Here is a 14895-nt window from a genome sequence, read left to right as displayed (position 1 = left end):
ACAACTAAGTAAGATGTTCCTTGTTATTAAATAGGGGAGCATTACTGGTTGTGTGGATTTTTTATTACTTTAAGGGAGAGCAAGTGTTTGTGATTAGTTTAGATAGAGAAAGAGGGGGTTATCCTTTGGAAAAATATATATTGTCAATTGATCAGGGAACAACAAGTTCAAGAGCTATCATTTTTAATCATGAGGGAACAATTGTTGAAGCAGCACAAATGGAATTTGAACAATTCTTCCCTCAAACAGGCTGGGTTGAGCATGATGCAAATGAGATCTGGACATCTGTGCTGGCTTGTATTGCGGAAGTATTGCGAAAAGCAGATATCGAACCATCACAAATAGCAGGGATAGGAATTACAAATCAAAGAGAAACTGCTGTTGTTTGGGATAAACATACCGGAAAACCAATATATAAGGCAATTGTCTGGCAATCAAGGCAAACGGAAGATATTTGCCGTGAGTTGAGAAATGCAGGATATCAGGAGACTTTCCGCAATAAAACGGGATTATTAATCGATGCATATTTTTCCGGTACAAAGGTGAAATGGATTTTAGACCATGTGGATGGAGCAAAAGAGAAAGCAGCAAACGGTGATTTATTATTTGGAACGATTGATACATGGTTAATTTACAAACTATCTGGCTGCAAGGTTCATGTAACAGATTATTCTAATGCCTCGAGAACCTTAATGTATAACATTTATGATCTGAAATGGGATGAAGAACTGCTTGATATTCTGGATGTTCCAAAAAGCATGTTGCCTGAAGTAAAATCTTCTTCAGAAGTATATGGAGAAACGGTTGACTACCATTTCTATGGACAAAACATACCGATTGCAGGTATTGCAGGTGATCAACAAGCAGCACTGTTCGGGCAGGCTTGTTTTGAGAAGGGAATGGTAAAGAATACGTATGGTACTGGCTGCTTTATGTTAATGCATACAGGAGAAGAACCGGTTCGTTCTGATCATGGCTTGCTAACAACACTTGCTTGCGGTATCGATGGAAAAGTTGAATATGCACTGGAAGGAAGCATCTTTGTCGCAGGTTCTGCCGTTCAATGGTTGCGTGATGGACTTCGTATGTTTAATGATGCCAAACAATCAGAAAAATATACTGAAAGAGTAGAGTCAGCTGACGGAGTCTATATGGTTCCTGCATTTGTCGGTTTAGGTACACCATACTGGGATAGTGATGCAAGAGGGGCAGTTTTTGGTCTGACAAGAGGGACAACGAAAGAACATTTTATCAGAGCAACGTTAGAAGCAATTGCATATCAGACGAAGGATGTATTAGGTGCAATGATAGAGGATTCTGCTATTGATGTGAAATCACTTCGTGTAGATGGCGGAGCTGTTGCGAATAATTTCCTGATGCAATTCCAGAGCGATATTTTAGATGTACCTGTAGAAAGACCGGAAGTTATTGAGACAACCGCTTTAGGTGCTGCCTATTTAGCTGGTCTTGCTGTAGGATTCTGGGAAAACCGAGAAGAAATTACGAAGCAATGGAAAGTGAATAAACAATTTGCAAGTAAAATGAATGATCAGACAAGAGACGATTTATATAGTGGCTGGAAAAAAGCTGTTGAGGCAACACGAGTATTTAAGTAATAAAAATATAAAGATATCGAAGGGACGATAAATCTATGACTTTCTCAAGTTTACAAAGACAAGATACGTACCAGGAAATGAAAAAAACTCCACTTGATATGATCGTTATTGGTGGTGGAATAACAGGAGCAGGGATTGCACTGGATGCCGTTCTGCGAGGATTAAATGTTGCCGTGTTAGAAATGCAGGATTTTGCTGCAGGAACATCAAGCAGATCTACAAAATTAGTTCATGGCGGTTTACGTTATTTAAAACAATTCGAAGTTAAAATGGTAGCAGAAGTAGGAAAAGAAAGAGAGATAGTTTACGAAAATGGCCCACATGTTACCACACCAGAGTGGATGATGTTGCCATTCTATAAAGGCGGTACATTTGGTCCTTTCTCAACAAATGTTGGTTTGCGTGTTTATGACTTCCTTGCGGGCGTAAAAAAATCAGAACGAAGACAAATGTTCAGCAGTGATGTAGCATTAAAGCGCGAGCCTTTACTAAAAAGTGAAGGATTAAAGGGTGCTGGTTATTATGTGGAATACAAAACGGATGATGCACGCTTAACAATGGAAGTAATGAAAAAGGCGGTTGAAAACGGCGCACTGTCATTGAATTACGCCAAAGTGGATAATCTTTTATATGATAATGGAAAAGTGATCGGTGTAAAAGTAGAAGACCAGTTGACTGGTGATTTCCATGATATCGAAGCAAAATATGTCATTAATGCGGCAGGACCTTGGGTTGATACGATTCGCGAAAAGGATAATTCCAAAAAAGGCAAAACACTGCAGCTGACAAAAGGGATTCACTTAGTATTTGACCAATCTAAATTCCCGCTTCAACAGGCTATTTATTTTGATACTCCTGACGGCAGAATGGTTTTCGCTATTCCAAGAGAGGGAAAAACATATGTTGGTACAACAGATACGGTTTATAAAGGAAACATTGCACATCCAACAATGACAGTAGAAGATCGTGACTATGTGATCAATGCCATTCACTTTATGTTCCCTGACCTGAATATTACGGCAGATGATGTGGAATCAAGCTGGGCAGGATTACGCCCATTAATTCACGAAGAAGGGAAAGATCCATCTGAAATTTCCCGAAAAGACGAAATCTTTGAGTCTGGATCTGGATTAATCTCTATTGCAGGCGGTAAATTGACTGGTTACCGTAAAATGGCTGAAGATGTAGTCAATTTTGTTGCAGATAAGATGATTCAAGCAGAAAGAAAAGTATTCCAGCCAAGTGATACAAAGCATCTACCTGTTTCAGGAGGAGAGGTCGGCGGATCAAAAGGATTTGTTCAATTTATGAATGAGCAAATGAAGAAAGGGACTGAGATTGGCTTAACTGAAACACAAGCGAGAAATATCATTCAGAGATACGGCTCCAATGTAACGAAAGTATTTGAATTATATAATGAAGCAAAGACTTCGGACAGCAGCCTTTCTCCATTAACAAATGCGGTACTGCAATACAGTATTCAATATGAAGCTGCTTGTAAACCAGTAGATATTTTTGTTAGAAGAACTGGCGCATTATTCTTCAACATTGACTGGGTAAAACAGGAGAAAGAAGCCGTGATTAATGAAATGCAGACTATTTTCAACTGGTCTGGGGAACAAAAGAAAAAATACACAGACGAGCTTGATCAATTATTATACGAAGCCGTTCATCCAACAGCAGAGTAAAAAACAAAATCGCGAAGTCAGCATTGCTTCGCGATTTTTTCATACTCAAAAGTCAAAAGCGAACGAGAGAGAAGAAACTGCAAATAAAGCAGGTAAACTTAACGAGCTTATGGTTTGGCGATTGGCTATAAGTGGAAATCCCTTTTATACTGATGTAATATAGTATCAAATAAGAAGACGAGGTGAGCCGGAATGAAGAAGATTTATAATGATGTTAATCAGATGGTGGATGAAATGATTGATGGCATAACTACTGCACATTCTGCTTTTTTGAAAAGGCTGCCAAACACAACAGTTATCACAAGAAGTGATGTACGAGTTCAAGGTAAAGTCGGAATAGTAAGTGGCGGGGGCAGTGGCCATGAACCAGCTCATGCCGGATATGTTGGAGAAGGAATGCTTGATGCAGCGGTTGTAGGGGAGGTGTTCACATCACCGACACCTGACCAAGTGTTAGAAGCACTGAAAGCAGTAGACAGTGGAGCCGGTGTTTTATTAATTCTTAAAAACTATACCGGTGATGTAATGAATTTCGAGATGGCGAAAGAAATGGCCGAAATGGAAGGAATCAAAGTAGAACAAGTAGTTGTGAATGACGATGTTGCTGTTCAGGACAGTACCTTTACTACAGGAAGAAGGGGAATTGCAGGAACGGTGTTTGTTCATAAAATAGCGGGAGCTCTTGCCGAAACAGGTGCATCACTTGAGGAAGTGAAATCTATTGCAGAAAAAACGATTAACAATGTTCGTTCAATGGGTGTTGCTTTATCATCCTGTACAGTTCCAGCTGCTGGTAAACCAAGCTTTGTTCTAGAAGATAATGAAATGGAAATCGGAATTGGAATTCACGGCGAACCAGGTATTAAACGTGTTCCAATAGAGAATGCAGACCAGATTACAACAACACTTTTAGAAAAAATTTTAGCAGATATTGATTACAGTAACAGCAACGTGGCAGTAATGATTAATGGATTAGGTTCAACACCAGAAATGGAATTATACCTTGTCAGCCGAAAAGTTAGCCAATTGTTAGAGGAAAAAGAGATTACTATCTATCGAACATGGGTAGGAGAATATATGACATCATTAGACATGGCAGGGTTTTCGATTACCGTATTAAAATTAGATGACCAATTAAAAGAAATGCTGAACAAACCATCGAAAACTATAGCATTTTCTAACTAAAGGAGAATATGATGATTATTTTAACAGTAGAAAAGACGAAAAAATGGATGCGTGAAATTCAAAAACTGATGGAGGAAAATAAAGAGCAATTAACCACATTAGACCAGGCCATTGGTGATGGAGATCATGGCATTAATATGGAACGCGGTTTTCGAGAAGTAATGTTAAAAATTGAAGATACTGATTATGATACAGTAGCAGATGTGCTAAAAAGTGTTGCCATGACATTAACAGCTAAAGTTGGCGGTGCGTCAGGTCCATTGTACGGAACTGCCTTTCTCAAAATGTCAATGGAAATGCAGGGGAAAGAAGTGGATGAAACAGTTTTTAAAGCGGCTGTGAAAGAAGCAGTTGAAGGAATCAAAATGCGGGGGAAAGCTGAAATGGGTGAAAAAACCCTTTACGATGTATGGAACCAGGTAGCTAACTTCTTAGAAGAGGAACCAGTAGAAGATTGGGGAGCATTGCTGGAAGTTTGCCAGGCAACAATAGAAGATACGAGAGAAATGCAAGCAACAAAAGGACGTGCCTCTTATTTAAGTGAACGCTCCAAAGGGCATGTGGATCCAGGTTCCATGTCATCTTTTTATATCTTCCAGGCACTAATGACAGTTGTAGAAACGGAGGATTAATTGTGAATAAAGTAGCGATAGTTATCGTGTCCCATAGTATTTCCATTGGTCAAGGTGTAAAAGATTTAATCAGTCAAGTCATTACGGATGTACCAGTACTTCTTGCCTGTGGTACTGAAAATGATGACATTGGAACAAGCTTTCAATTCATTGGGGAGTGAATCAGAAGGAATCATTTTCTATGATTTAGGCAGCGCAAAAATGAATGCAGAAATGGCAATAGAAATGCTTTCCATCGAAAATTTCACAATAGCGGAGGATATACCTATTGTAGAGGGATCTTATATTGCTGCTGTAGAATCCAACATGGGAAAATCTCAAGCTGAGATAATGGAGAGCTTAGCTAAATTAAGGGCTTCATATACTTAAGAGCTAATACCAAGAAGAGAAGACCAGGATTATCGTTCCGTTTCCATGGTCTTCTTGACTTAACCAATTAAATTTTATAACTTAACAATTGATCCAGATTGACTCCACTCAACACCTAAATCACTAGGTAAACAAAATTGTTCATAACACTGTGTCAGTGTTTCTTCCAGGCCTTCTACAATTCTTAATTTCTTCTCTTCATTTACAGTAATCCATTTCTTGGGAAAATGCGGAACATCTTTAACTGATTGATGCATCCCGTAAATTGCGTTAACATGAGCGCTAGCTGCTTCTGGTCCACATAATACAGTATTACTCCCAGCTAAAATGGTATTAATAATAAATCCGAATTTCGCCAAATGATCCTTCTCTGGATCTTTATATATTTTTTCTTTTCCATCTTTAAACTTTGCGACAATATCGGAACTCTCGATCGTAGGACGATAGGTTATCGTAGCGTGTTCAAATTCTAACGTGTACTCTGGTCTATGTTCATTAGCAACTGCATGTGACGCTAAATAGACCATCTCGACATTATTCTTAGTTAATAAATGCACGGCACATGTGTCAAATGTTTCGATAGGATTGGCGCGATACAATTCAGCAGATAATTGATCAATTTCTGCACTTTGCTCCAATGAATCCCCCGTTAAATATAATAAATGATGCAAAAAGTGAGCGGTAGCATTATTAGCGACACTATCTAAGATCAATTCCCCATCAGAACTTAATTTTTTCCCAGCCCAGCTTGACCTGTTATAATAATCTGCATTTCGCGGCCATAAAACAAGGCCTTTCATCCTGATTGGCCGTCCATACAAGCCTGAAAGTATATCCTCTTTTAATTGCTGGATTGAATCAGTAAAAGACCAGTTAAAACCAATTGCCAGTAATTTGTTCATCCGATCTCTGGTATCGATCATTTCTTGTAAATGTTCCCGGTTTGCTGTTGCAGGTTTTTCACATAGAACATGGCTCCCATTTTCCATTGCAAGACATGCTTGTTGTTTATGTAAATGTATAGGTGTAGAAATTATAGCTAAATCTGCTGAATGTTCCTGATAGAAATCTTCTAAATCAGAATAAACAGGAATATTATGGTCCATTATATCCTGATAATATCTTGAATTTTCAGGGTATAAATCAACAACTCCTGTCAGGTATGCGTTTACATTATTGTCGATGAAAAATTCTCTTGCATAAATATTGCCATACCCAGCAATACCAACCAATACGACGGATACCTTCTTTTCCATAAAAAAACTCCTCACTATTTTAATGTCTTTATTACGTTTTTCTTTTTAACTCTATACAGTATAATAGAAATATATCATAACTTCCTTATTTATGCAGTATAAGAATAGGAAATTAAAAGAATTATAGTGCGAGTTCAAAAAGGAGGATAAAAAGGACCGAGGAGTTCAAGGCGGCGCAGGTTTGAGCAGCGGAACGTATGCTTTTAATATGTGAGCAGCGGATAACCAAGCCAACGAAGAAATACGATGTGTCATTTTTACCGGACTTTTTGAACAACCTCTTATAGATTTAGGGTAATAATGGGGGGAAGTTCATATGCTTAATGAAATAAATCTAGAACCGTTTGGAATTAAATTATATGAAAGTAAACATAGTAAAGGCGATATGGTGGAAAATCATCATCATGTTATCTATCAACTATTATATGCCCTTGAAGGTACAGGTGAAATTATTTTAGATGGAGAACCTCATCCGATTAAGCAAGATTACATGATATTTATTAAACCATTTACACCGCATACTATCATCTCTGATAAAAAGTTAACAATCCTTGTCTTAGCTTTTGATAAGCGTGTAATAGACAATGCAATGTATGAGAAACTGGCTTTAAATAAGACAAAAATTATTGGCTTGAACCCTTTCGACAGCAGTGAAATACGGCAGATTTTACGAGCATTACTGTATGAACAGACAAATGAGACAAATGAACAGGAACTCGCTTTAAAAATCTTTCTGTCACAATTGCTGTTGCTTATGGTTAGAGGTGAAAAGAAAACATCTGCAGCTGATGCGAATGCTCTCAGAGCTGACAGATTGAAGGAATACATTGATTCACATTATTATGAATGGATTCATGCTGAGGACTTAGCAACAAGACTAGGCATTAGTACAAGACATATGAATACGATCTTTAAAGAAAGCTATCAGCTAACGCCAATTCAGTATTTAACAGAGGTAAGGATAGGTCTTGCAAAAAAAATGCTGGCAGAAACAGATAAAGATATTGCCTCCATTTGTTTTGAAGCAGGTTTTGAATCCATTTCCACATTTTATCGTGCTTTTAAAAATATTGTGTCGATCTCTCCAAATAAATATCGCACGAGTCAAAAGAAGTTATAGAATAATTGATTTCCGAAATTAAGAAATTCGTTCTTAGATTAGTAAGACGAATTTTTTTTATTTCGTTACACTGAATCTATCAAAGCAGAAAAGGTAGGGATAATAAATGGCACAACATAAAATTGGTATTATTATGAATGGTGTAACAGGACGTATGGGAACGAATCAGCATTTAATCCGCTCCATTAAAGCAATTAGAGAACAAGGTGGCGTCACATTAAAGAATGATGACACATTAATGCCTGATCCAATTTTAATTGGTCGTAATGAAAAGAAATTGAAAGCGTTAGCAGATGCGCATGGCATTGAACGTTATTCAACAGACTTAGAAGCAGCTCTTGCGGATGATTATAATGAAATTTATTTTGACTCTCAAACAACCGTAAGGCGAGCTGAAAGTATTAAGCAGGCAATCGCTGCCGGAAAACATATTTATTGTGAGAAGCCGACTGCAACCAATTTAGAAGGATCGATTGAACTGGCAAGATTGGCTAACGAAGCCGGTGTAAAAAATGGAGTTGTACAGGATAAGCTGTTTTTACCAGGCTTACTGAAATTAAAAAGATTAATAGACTCTGGATTCTTTGGAGAAATTCTGTCTGTAAGAATGGAATTTGGTTATTGGGTTTTTGAAGGAGATTGGCAAGAAGCACAGCGTCCATCATGGAATTACCGTAAGGAAGATGGCGGGGGAATCATTGTAGATATGTTCGCACACTGGCGCTATGTTATTGACAATCTATTTGGTAATGTAAAAGCTGTTTCATGTATTGGGGCAACTCATATTCCAGAACGAGTTGATGAAAATGGTGAAACATACAAAGCAACTGCAGATGATGCAGCTTACGGAACGTTTGAATTAGAGAATGGGGTTATCGTACAGGCAAATTCATCATGGGCTGTTCGTGTAAACCGTGATGATCTATTAACAATTCAAGTTGATGGTACAGAAGGAAGCGCGGTAGCTGGTTTACGCGACTGTAAAGTTCAGCATCGGGTAAACACACCAAAACCAACGTGGAATCCAGATATCGAGAATCCTTTTGATTTCCAAGCACAATGGCAGGAAGTACCAACAAATGATGTGTTCGATAATGGCTTCAAAGTACAATGGGAGCTTTTCTTAAAGCATGTATTTGCAGATGAAGCATTCCCATGGGATCTGTTAGAAGGAGCAAAAGGTACCCAACTTTCTGATCTTGGTTTGAAATCATGGGAAGAAAGACGCTGGGTAGACGTACCGGAAATTAAACTTTAAGGAGGTCTTCATATGGGAAAATTGTTATTACCAAATAAAGATCGCAAGCTTTATTCTTATGAAACAAAAAATTATACACCATTTGATATTCCTGAAAATAAACCATTTGAAAAAAGAATTGCATACTCAGCAGCACATGTGGTGGCAGATCCATTATCAAGTGCTGACCCGACATTAGATGGTCAGATCGACTGGGACAAAACAATGGAGTATCGCCATTACCTTTGGTCACTCGGACTATCTGTTGCAGAAGCAATGGATACGGCACAGCGGGGAATGGGATTAAATTGGGAAAGAGCAAAAGAACTGATTTCACGCTCTGTAAAGGAAGCAAAGACAGTTGGAGGCACTGTGGCAAGTGGTGTAGGTACAGATCATTTAGCACCAGCTCCAGATGTAACCCTAGAAGATGTGGAAAAAGCATATGAAGAGCAGGTCTCATTTGTTGAGGGGGAAGGCGGAAGAATCATTTTAATGGCAAGCCGTGCTTTAGCAGCATGTGCCAAAGGGCCAGAAGACTATCAGCGGGTGTATAACAAAATTCTGCAAAATGTAAAAGAGCCGGTAATTTTACATTGGCTTGGTGATATGTTTGATCCCGCATTAAAAGGCTATTGGGGCTTTGAAGATGATATTGATAAAGCGATGGAAGTATGTCTGCAAATCATCCGGGATAATGAAGCAAAAGTCGATGGAATTAAGATTTCATTTCTTGATGCCCAAAAAGAAATAGACATGCGCCGTTTATTGCCAGAAAGTGTACGCATGTATACTGGTGATGATTTTAATTATCCTGAACTGATTAAAGGGGATGAACAGGGATACAGTCACGCATTTCTGGGAATATTTGATGCGATTGCCCCAGCGGCAGCGGCAGCAATGCATAAGCTGGATGCAGGTGACTGGACTGCATATGACGCATTACTCGAAAAAACGGTCCCGCTTTCCAGACATATTTTCCAGGCACCGACTTTTTCCTATAAAACAGGGGTTGTCTTTATGGCTTACTTAAATGGCCATCAAGATCACTTCCGCATGATTGGCGGAAAAGAAGGTTCGCGATCTATTGTCCATTTATCTGATTTATTTGTTATGGCAGATGATGCTGGTTTGTTACGTGATCCTGAATTAGCGGAAAATAGAATGAAGCTTGCATTAGAATTAGCTGGTATTGAACAGGAGGAACATTAATGTCTGACGAGTTACTAAGCCGTTTAAGTTTGAATCAAATAACTTTGGATCAGTGGAGTTTAAAGGAAGCTGTTGATGGCTGCCAGCGTCATGATGTACCATGGATTTCTGTTTGGAGACATAAAATACAAGAAATCGGTTTGGAACAGAGTAAAAAATTGATCCAGGATTCTGGTCTGAAAGTGTCAAGTATTTGCCGTGGAGGTATGTTTCCGGCAGCAACTGCCAAGGAACGTGCAGAAAGAATTGATGATAATAAACGTGCCATTGAAGAAGCGGCAGAACTTGGAACAGATACTCTCGTGTTAGTTTGCGGACCAAGTGCTGACCGTGACATTGATACTGCCAGACAGCAGGTAGCAGAAGGGATTGATCAGCTTGTTCCATATGCAAAGGATTATGGGGTAAAGCTTGCGATTGAACCGCTTCACCCGATGTTTGCCGCTGATCGATCTGTTATTAACACAATGGAACAAGCAAACACAATTGCTGAGAATTACTCTCCTGGTGAAGTAGGAGTTGTTGTGGATGTTTATCATGTCTGGTGGGATCCTAACTTGTATCATGAAATTGAGCGTGCGAAAGGCAGAATATTAGGATTTCATGTTTCAGACTGGAAGGTGCCAATGCCAGATATGTTTGCCGGCCGTGCCATGATGGGAGAAGGCGTGATTGAAATTAACCGGATGAGAAAAGCTGTCGAAGAAGCCGGATATCATGGTCCGATCGAAGTGGAGATCATCAACAAGCTATTATGGGAACGTAATGGAGATGAGGTATTAGAAGAAGTTAAACAAAATTTTGCTAAACATGTATAAATGATGATGGATTGTCTGAAAGGCTGTTAAAAGTTACCTTCGTAAATTTTAACAGCTTTTTTTATGGAGAAATAAAAGCAGTTTAAACATCAGAAAGAGCCAGAGGCAGGAGGAGTGAGGAAAAGCCCACTCATGAATTGCGTGAAGAAGTTCATTCCCGCACCTATACTATTTATTTAACTAGGATTTCACTCAGCTCTAACGGGGTGATGGTCCCTTGATGAAAATACAATTGCCACCTCTCATCAATAAACTTCCATATCGAACTGCGAAGGGTGTTACGCTTCCTTGTTTTGTCCACAATATAATAAGTTGTTAAAACAACATCTGTTGCCAATGGGAAAATTTCAAAATTGAACAATTCCATCTCCGTTAATACAACACCATGATTAAGGCATTCCTCCTTATTGCTCATATAACCGGATGACCCGATTTCAAAAAAATCATCTGCAAGAATTTCCGCAAGTTTTCCATGATCTATTCGGACTTCCATATGGATATGGCTTTCCTCTAATTCTCTCAAATGTTCTTTTAAATTTTCCATTATATTCCCCCCCTTCAGCTTAATATCTATTAAAATGCAGCCTTGAAGCAGGTTAACCACCTCAAGACTAAAAATCAATTAACTCAAATTTTGTGGGTGCTCTATTGATACCATATCCAAATCTGCGGCTTTTGCATTTGAGATAACTTGCTGTTCATTTTTACAACCAGGGATAACAGTAGTGACAGCATTGTGTCTTAAACACCATGCTAATGCCCAGCTTGCCATATCCAATCCCTCTGGAACTTCGTGATAAGCAATTTCTTCAACTAACTTAAGTGTTCGTTCCGTTTCAATGCGGTCATGGCGTGAGCGAACATCATTGCTGGTGAATGTAGCGCCTGGCTTATATTTGCCGCTTAAATAACCACTGGCAAGCGGTACACGGGCAAGTACACCAAGATCTTGTTTGATGGCAGATGGATAGATTTTATCTTCAGGGGATCTGTCTAAACGGTTATAAACAACTTGTATCGCTTCTGCACCAACTTCAGTCGCTTTGTCTGTTTGATTACTTTCCACATTGCTTGCAAGAGAAATAGCCAGATGGCGAATTTTCCCTGCTTGCTTTTGTTTGTCTAGCATTGTCCATAGCTCATCATTATTAAATTCTTCATCAGTACAAGAATGTGCCTGATACAAATCAATATAATCTGTTTTCAACGATTTTAAGGAACTATCTAACTGTTTTGCAACTTCTTCTGCAGACCAGTGCCTAGTCCTTTCAAAGTTTCGGTGAAAATGATGGCCGAACTTTGTTGCAAGTATCCAGTCTTCACGGTCATTTCGACTTAAATAATCACCAATAAACTGCTCAGATAAGTGATCCCCATAACACTCTGCTGTATCAATTAAATTAATTCCCTGATGTTTTGCCTGATGTAAAATAGCGTCAACTTCTTGCTGAGTGAAATTTTTCCCCCATTCTCCGCCAAATTGCCATGTTCCAATTCCTACAACAGAAACATTAAGATTTGTTTTTCCTAGACGACGATACTTCATGTTAGGCACCTCTTTCGATTAAGATTAATGCATTGAATTTTAACCTGAAATAAAAACGCTATAGGTCTAGCATACCCAAATTTTAACTCGTTGTCATAATTTAGACAAATAAAATTGAACAAATTGTGAAATGGTGAACAAACTTATTCCAAAATCATCAGATCGTGGTATTATATAAGTGTAAACAAGATAACAAAACACAAAACAATTTGTGAATAATTGAACAAATAAAAAGGAGATGAGTTACATGTTTGTAGAGTTTTTAAGAACCAATAAGTTCGTCGCTGGTTTTCTTGCAATTATTCGTATTTATTTAGGCTATCAATGGATGACAGGAGGTTGGGGTAAAATCACTGGTGGAGGATTTGATGCAAGTGGTTTCTTACAGGGAGCAGTTGAAAAAGCATCTGGTGACCACCCAGCAGTACAAGGCTGGTGGGCAGCATTTCTGGAAAATGTCGCTATTCCAGGAGCAGACATATTTACCTTCCTTGTAATGTGGGGCGAATTTTTAGTAGGGATTGCATTGATTTTAGGAATATTCACAAATTTTGCCGCATTAATGGGAATTATCATGAACTTTGCATTTGTTTTAAGTGGAACTGTAAGTACAAATGGCCAAATGATTTTATTGACAGCTTTCTTATTAGTCGCAGGGTATAATGCCGGCAGATTTGGTTTAGACAGATTTGTCATTCCATTTCTTCGTGAAAAAGTAAAAGAAAGAGTAAGTCAACGTAAAAACACGTTAGCAGGGGCACATTAATTTTATCTGAATATGTGAAATGTTGAACAAAAATTAAAATTAAAAAGGAGAGATTGACATGTTTGTAAATTTATTAAGAGAAAACCGTATTGTTGCTGCAGTTTTAACTTTTCTTAGAGTATATATTGGTTATCAATGGGTAGTTGGAGGCTGGGGAAAAATTACTGGCGGCGGTTTTGATGCTGGAGGTTTTATACAGGGAGCGATTGGCAAAGCCACTGGTGATCATCCAGCAGTACAAGGCTGGTGGGCAGCATTTCTGGAAAATGTCGCATTACCTGGAGCCGATATCTTTACATTCCTGGTTATGTGGGGAGAGCTGTTAGTAGGGATAGCTTTAATATTGGGATTGTTTACTAATTTCGCGGCATTAATGGGAATCATCATGAACTTCGCCTTCTTGTTTAGTGGAACAGTAAGCACAAATGGTCAAATGATTTTGCTCACACTATTTATCCTTGTAGCTGGATATAATGCCGGCAGATTTGGATTGGATCGATATGCGATTCCTTATATCAGAAAAATGTATATGAAAAATAATAATCCAACATATGTAAAGCCAGTAGAAGCTCATTAAAGATAATACCACAACAAAAGCTATGATCAATCGATCATGGCTTTTGTTCATTTAATCAAAAAAAGGCACCCATATTCTCATATGGATGCAAAGGGGGACAATCTATTTTGAATCAAAATACTGTACATACATTCACCCATCTCTACGAGAGAATGAACAGTATATGTACACAACAACTATTATTGTAACCGTTTACAGTATATAAAATTTAGAAAGGGTTTTCAATAGGTAAAAAGAATTAATTTTTTTGTAAAAAAAGTAATTAATAATTTGGATGAGCATTGAATATGCTTGAATAAAGGGTTTTTGTATTTGATTCTTTCTTTGGGGTGAATAAAAATGCGATATTATTATAAAAGAAATCGTTTCTTCAATTTGAAAACTATTCTCTTTTTATTAATTTCTATAAGTATAATTGTACTGGTATTTCTCTTTTTCAGTAATTTATTTGATCCGGAAAAAAAAGCTGCACGTGCTTTGGAACTGTTTTACAGTTATGAACAAGCAGGAGACTATTCAAACTCATGGGAGTTATTTCATTCTCAGATGAAAGATAAATTTGAAAAAAATTATTATATTCAGGAACGGACTTATATGTATAAAGAGAATTTGGGTGTGAGCACGTTTGATTTCAATTATAACATTGTAGAAGAATTACCAAAATGGCGTATGAGTCAGGAATCTGGAGAAATAATGAAGGTATATCATTATACTGTAAGCCAATCATTTCAAGGCAAATATGGCACTTTTACTATTCAGCAACCGGTATATGTCACAATGGAAGGCGAGAAATGGGTGATTTTGTGGAATTATAATTAATTGCTGCCCAAAATTATTGTTCTATAGTTGAAATAATTTACATAACGTCGTATA

The 14895-nt window shown here is 38.0% G+C and carries 14 protein-coding genes and 1 pseudogene; 12 read left to right on the top strand and 3 right to left on the bottom strand.

Annotated elements, in window-relative coordinates:
- Window positions 1-125 precede the first annotated feature (125 nt).
- The 5 genes and pseudogenes from glpK (at window position 126) to dhaM (ending at window position 5490) form a co-directional block, all read left to right on the top strand.
- A complete protein-coding gene (glpK, locus tag F9U64_RS13720) occupies window positions 126-1616 on the top strand; it encodes a glycerol kinase GlpK (RefSeq protein ID WP_153404605.1) in 1491 nt (496 codons plus the stop codon).
- A gap of 35 nt (window positions 1617-1651) precedes the next feature.
- Window positions 1652-3304: a glycerol-3-phosphate dehydrogenase/oxidase gene (locus F9U64_RS13715; RefSeq protein ID WP_153404603.1), complete on the top strand. Its 1653-nt coding sequence runs from the start codon at window positions 1652-1654 to the stop codon at window positions 3302-3304.
- A 192-nt stretch (window positions 3305-3496) separates the two neighbouring features.
- Window positions 3497-4489 carry a dihydroxyacetone kinase subunit DhaK gene (gene dhaK / locus F9U64_RS13710; RefSeq protein ID WP_153404601.1) on the top strand — a complete coding sequence of 331 codons (993 nt, stop codon included), beginning with the start codon at window positions 3497-3499 and terminating at the stop codon, window positions 4487-4489.
- A gap of 11 nt (window positions 4490-4500) precedes the next feature.
- Window positions 4501-5121, top strand: coding sequence for a dihydroxyacetone kinase subunit DhaL (gene dhaL / locus F9U64_RS13705; RefSeq protein ID WP_153404599.1), 621 nt, complete (start codon window positions 4501-4503; stop codon window positions 5119-5121).
- A 2-nt stretch (window positions 5122-5123) separates the two neighbouring features.
- Window positions 5124-5490 (top strand): annotated as a pseudogene (dhaM, locus tag F9U64_RS13700) (dihydroxyacetone kinase phosphoryl donor subunit DhaM).
- Between the two features lie 74 nt (window positions 5491-5564).
- Here the strand turns inward: dhaM and F9U64_RS13695 are convergent.
- Entirely contained in the window at window positions 5565-6746 is a 1182-nt protein-coding gene (locus F9U64_RS13695) for a Gfo/Idh/MocA family protein (RefSeq protein WP_153404597.1), read from the bottom strand.
- Between the two features lie 316 nt (window positions 6747-7062).
- Here F9U64_RS13695 and F9U64_RS13690 point away from each other — a divergent pair, with 316 nt between their 5' ends.
- From F9U64_RS13690 to F9U64_RS13675, 4 genes are all read left to right on the top strand, one after another.
- Window positions 7063-7866: a helix-turn-helix domain-containing protein gene (locus F9U64_RS13690; RefSeq protein WP_153404595.1), complete on the top strand. Its 804-nt coding sequence runs from the start codon at window positions 7063-7065 to the stop codon at window positions 7864-7866.
- A 106-nt stretch (window positions 7867-7972) separates the two neighbouring features.
- The gene (locus tag F9U64_RS13685; RefSeq protein ID WP_153404593.1) at window positions 7973-9124 is read left to right on the top strand and encodes a Gfo/Idh/MocA family protein; all 1152 of its coding nucleotides are present in this window, start codon (window positions 7973-7975) and stop codon (window positions 9122-9124) included.
- Between the two features lie 12 nt (window positions 9125-9136).
- The gene (locus tag F9U64_RS13680; protein ID WP_153404591.1) at window positions 9137-10315 is read left to right on the top strand and encodes a dihydrodipicolinate synthase family protein; all 1179 of its coding nucleotides are present in this window, start codon (window positions 9137-9139) and stop codon (window positions 10313-10315) included.
- A complete protein-coding gene (locus F9U64_RS13675; RefSeq protein ID WP_153404589.1) occupies window positions 10315-11133 on the top strand; it encodes a sugar phosphate isomerase/epimerase family protein in 819 nt (272 codons plus the stop codon). The genes F9U64_RS13680 and F9U64_RS13675 overlap by 1 nt, the downstream gene beginning before the upstream one ends.
- 172 nt (window positions 11134-11305) lie before the next feature.
- On the opposite strand, the gene F9U64_RS13670 is transcribed toward F9U64_RS13675, so the two are convergent.
- Both F9U64_RS13670 and F9U64_RS13665 read right to left on the bottom strand, forming a co-directional pair.
- Window positions 11306-11677 carry a nuclear transport factor 2 family protein gene (locus tag F9U64_RS13670; protein ID WP_228275724.1) on the bottom strand — a complete coding sequence of 124 codons (372 nt, stop codon included), beginning with the start codon at window positions 11675-11677 and terminating at the stop codon, window positions 11306-11308.
- A 78-nt stretch (window positions 11678-11755) separates the two neighbouring features.
- The gene (locus F9U64_RS13665; RefSeq protein WP_153404587.1) at window positions 11756-12679 is read right to left on the bottom strand and encodes an aldo/keto reductase; all 924 of its coding nucleotides are present in this window, start codon (window positions 12677-12679) and stop codon (window positions 11756-11758) included.
- Between the two features lie 247 nt (window positions 12680-12926).
- Between F9U64_RS13665 and F9U64_RS13660 the strand changes: the two genes are divergently transcribed.
- The 3 genes from F9U64_RS13660 to F9U64_RS13650 all read left to right on the top strand — a co-directional run bounded on the left by F9U64_RS13660 (window position 12927) and on the right by F9U64_RS13650 (window position 14841).
- Window positions 12927-13445, top strand: a complete 519-nt coding sequence (locus tag F9U64_RS13660; RefSeq protein WP_153404586.1) for a DoxX family protein — start codon at window positions 12927-12929, stop codon at window positions 13443-13445.
- A gap of 58 nt (window positions 13446-13503) precedes the next feature.
- A complete protein-coding gene (locus F9U64_RS13655; RefSeq protein ID WP_153404584.1) occupies window positions 13504-14022 on the top strand; it encodes a DoxX family protein in 519 nt (172 codons plus the stop codon).
- A gap of 339 nt (window positions 14023-14361) precedes the next feature.
- Entirely contained in the window at window positions 14362-14841 is a 480-nt protein-coding gene (locus F9U64_RS13650) for a hypothetical protein (RefSeq protein ID WP_153404582.1), read from the top strand.
- Window positions 14842-14895 lie beyond the last annotated feature (54 nt).

The organism is Gracilibacillus oryzae (genome assembly GCF_009498735.1).
GTDB lineage: Bacteria > Bacillota > Bacilli > Bacillales > Amphibacillaceae > Gracilibacillus > Gracilibacillus oryzae.
This window is presented reverse-complemented; position numbering and strand designations above follow the sequence as displayed.

Bases quoted from the DNA above. Each gene is read 5' to 3' on its own strand.
- F9U64_RS13650 (WP_153404582.1), top strand. From the start codon at position 14,362: ATGCGATATTATTATAAAAGAAATCGTTTCTTCAATTTGAAAACTATT.
- F9U64_RS13660 (WP_153404586.1), top strand. From the start codon at position 12,927: ATGTTTGTAGAGTTTTTAAGAACCAATAAGTTCGTCGCTGGTTTTCTT.
- F9U64_RS13685 (WP_153404593.1), top strand. From the start codon at position 7,973: ATGGCACAACATAAAATTGGTATTATTATGAATGGTGTAACAGGACGT.
- F9U64_RS13690 (WP_153404595.1), top strand. From the start codon at position 7,063: ATGCTTAATGAAATAAATCTAGAACCGTTTGGAATTAAATTATATGAA.
- F9U64_RS13665 (WP_153404587.1), bottom strand. From the start codon at position 12,679: ATGAAGTATCGTCGTCTAGGAAAAACAAATCTTAATGTTTCTGTTGTA.
- dhaL (WP_153404599.1), top strand. From the start codon at position 4,501: ATGATTATTTTAACAGTAGAAAAGACGAAAAAATGGATGCGTGAAATT.
- F9U64_RS13670 (WP_228275724.1), bottom strand. From the start codon at position 11,677: ATGGAAAATTTAAAAGAACATTTGAGAGAATTAGAGGAAAGCCATATC.
- F9U64_RS13715 (WP_153404603.1), top strand. From the start codon at position 1,652: ATGACTTTCTCAAGTTTACAAAGACAAGATACGTACCAGGAAATGAAA.
- F9U64_RS13680 (WP_153404591.1), top strand. From the start codon at position 9,137: ATGGGAAAATTGTTATTACCAAATAAAGATCGCAAGCTTTATTCTTAT.
- F9U64_RS13695 (WP_153404597.1), bottom strand. From the start codon at position 6,746: ATGGAAAAGAAGGTATCCGTCGTATTGGTTGGTATTGCTGGGTATGGC.
- F9U64_RS13675 (WP_153404589.1), top strand. From the start codon at position 10,315: ATGTCTGACGAGTTACTAAGCCGTTTAAGTTTGAATCAAATAACTTTG.
- dhaK (WP_153404601.1), top strand. From the start codon at position 3,497: ATGAAGAAGATTTATAATGATGTTAATCAGATGGTGGATGAAATGATT.
- F9U64_RS13655 (WP_153404584.1), top strand. From the start codon at position 13,504: ATGTTTGTAAATTTATTAAGAGAAAACCGTATTGTTGCTGCAGTTTTA.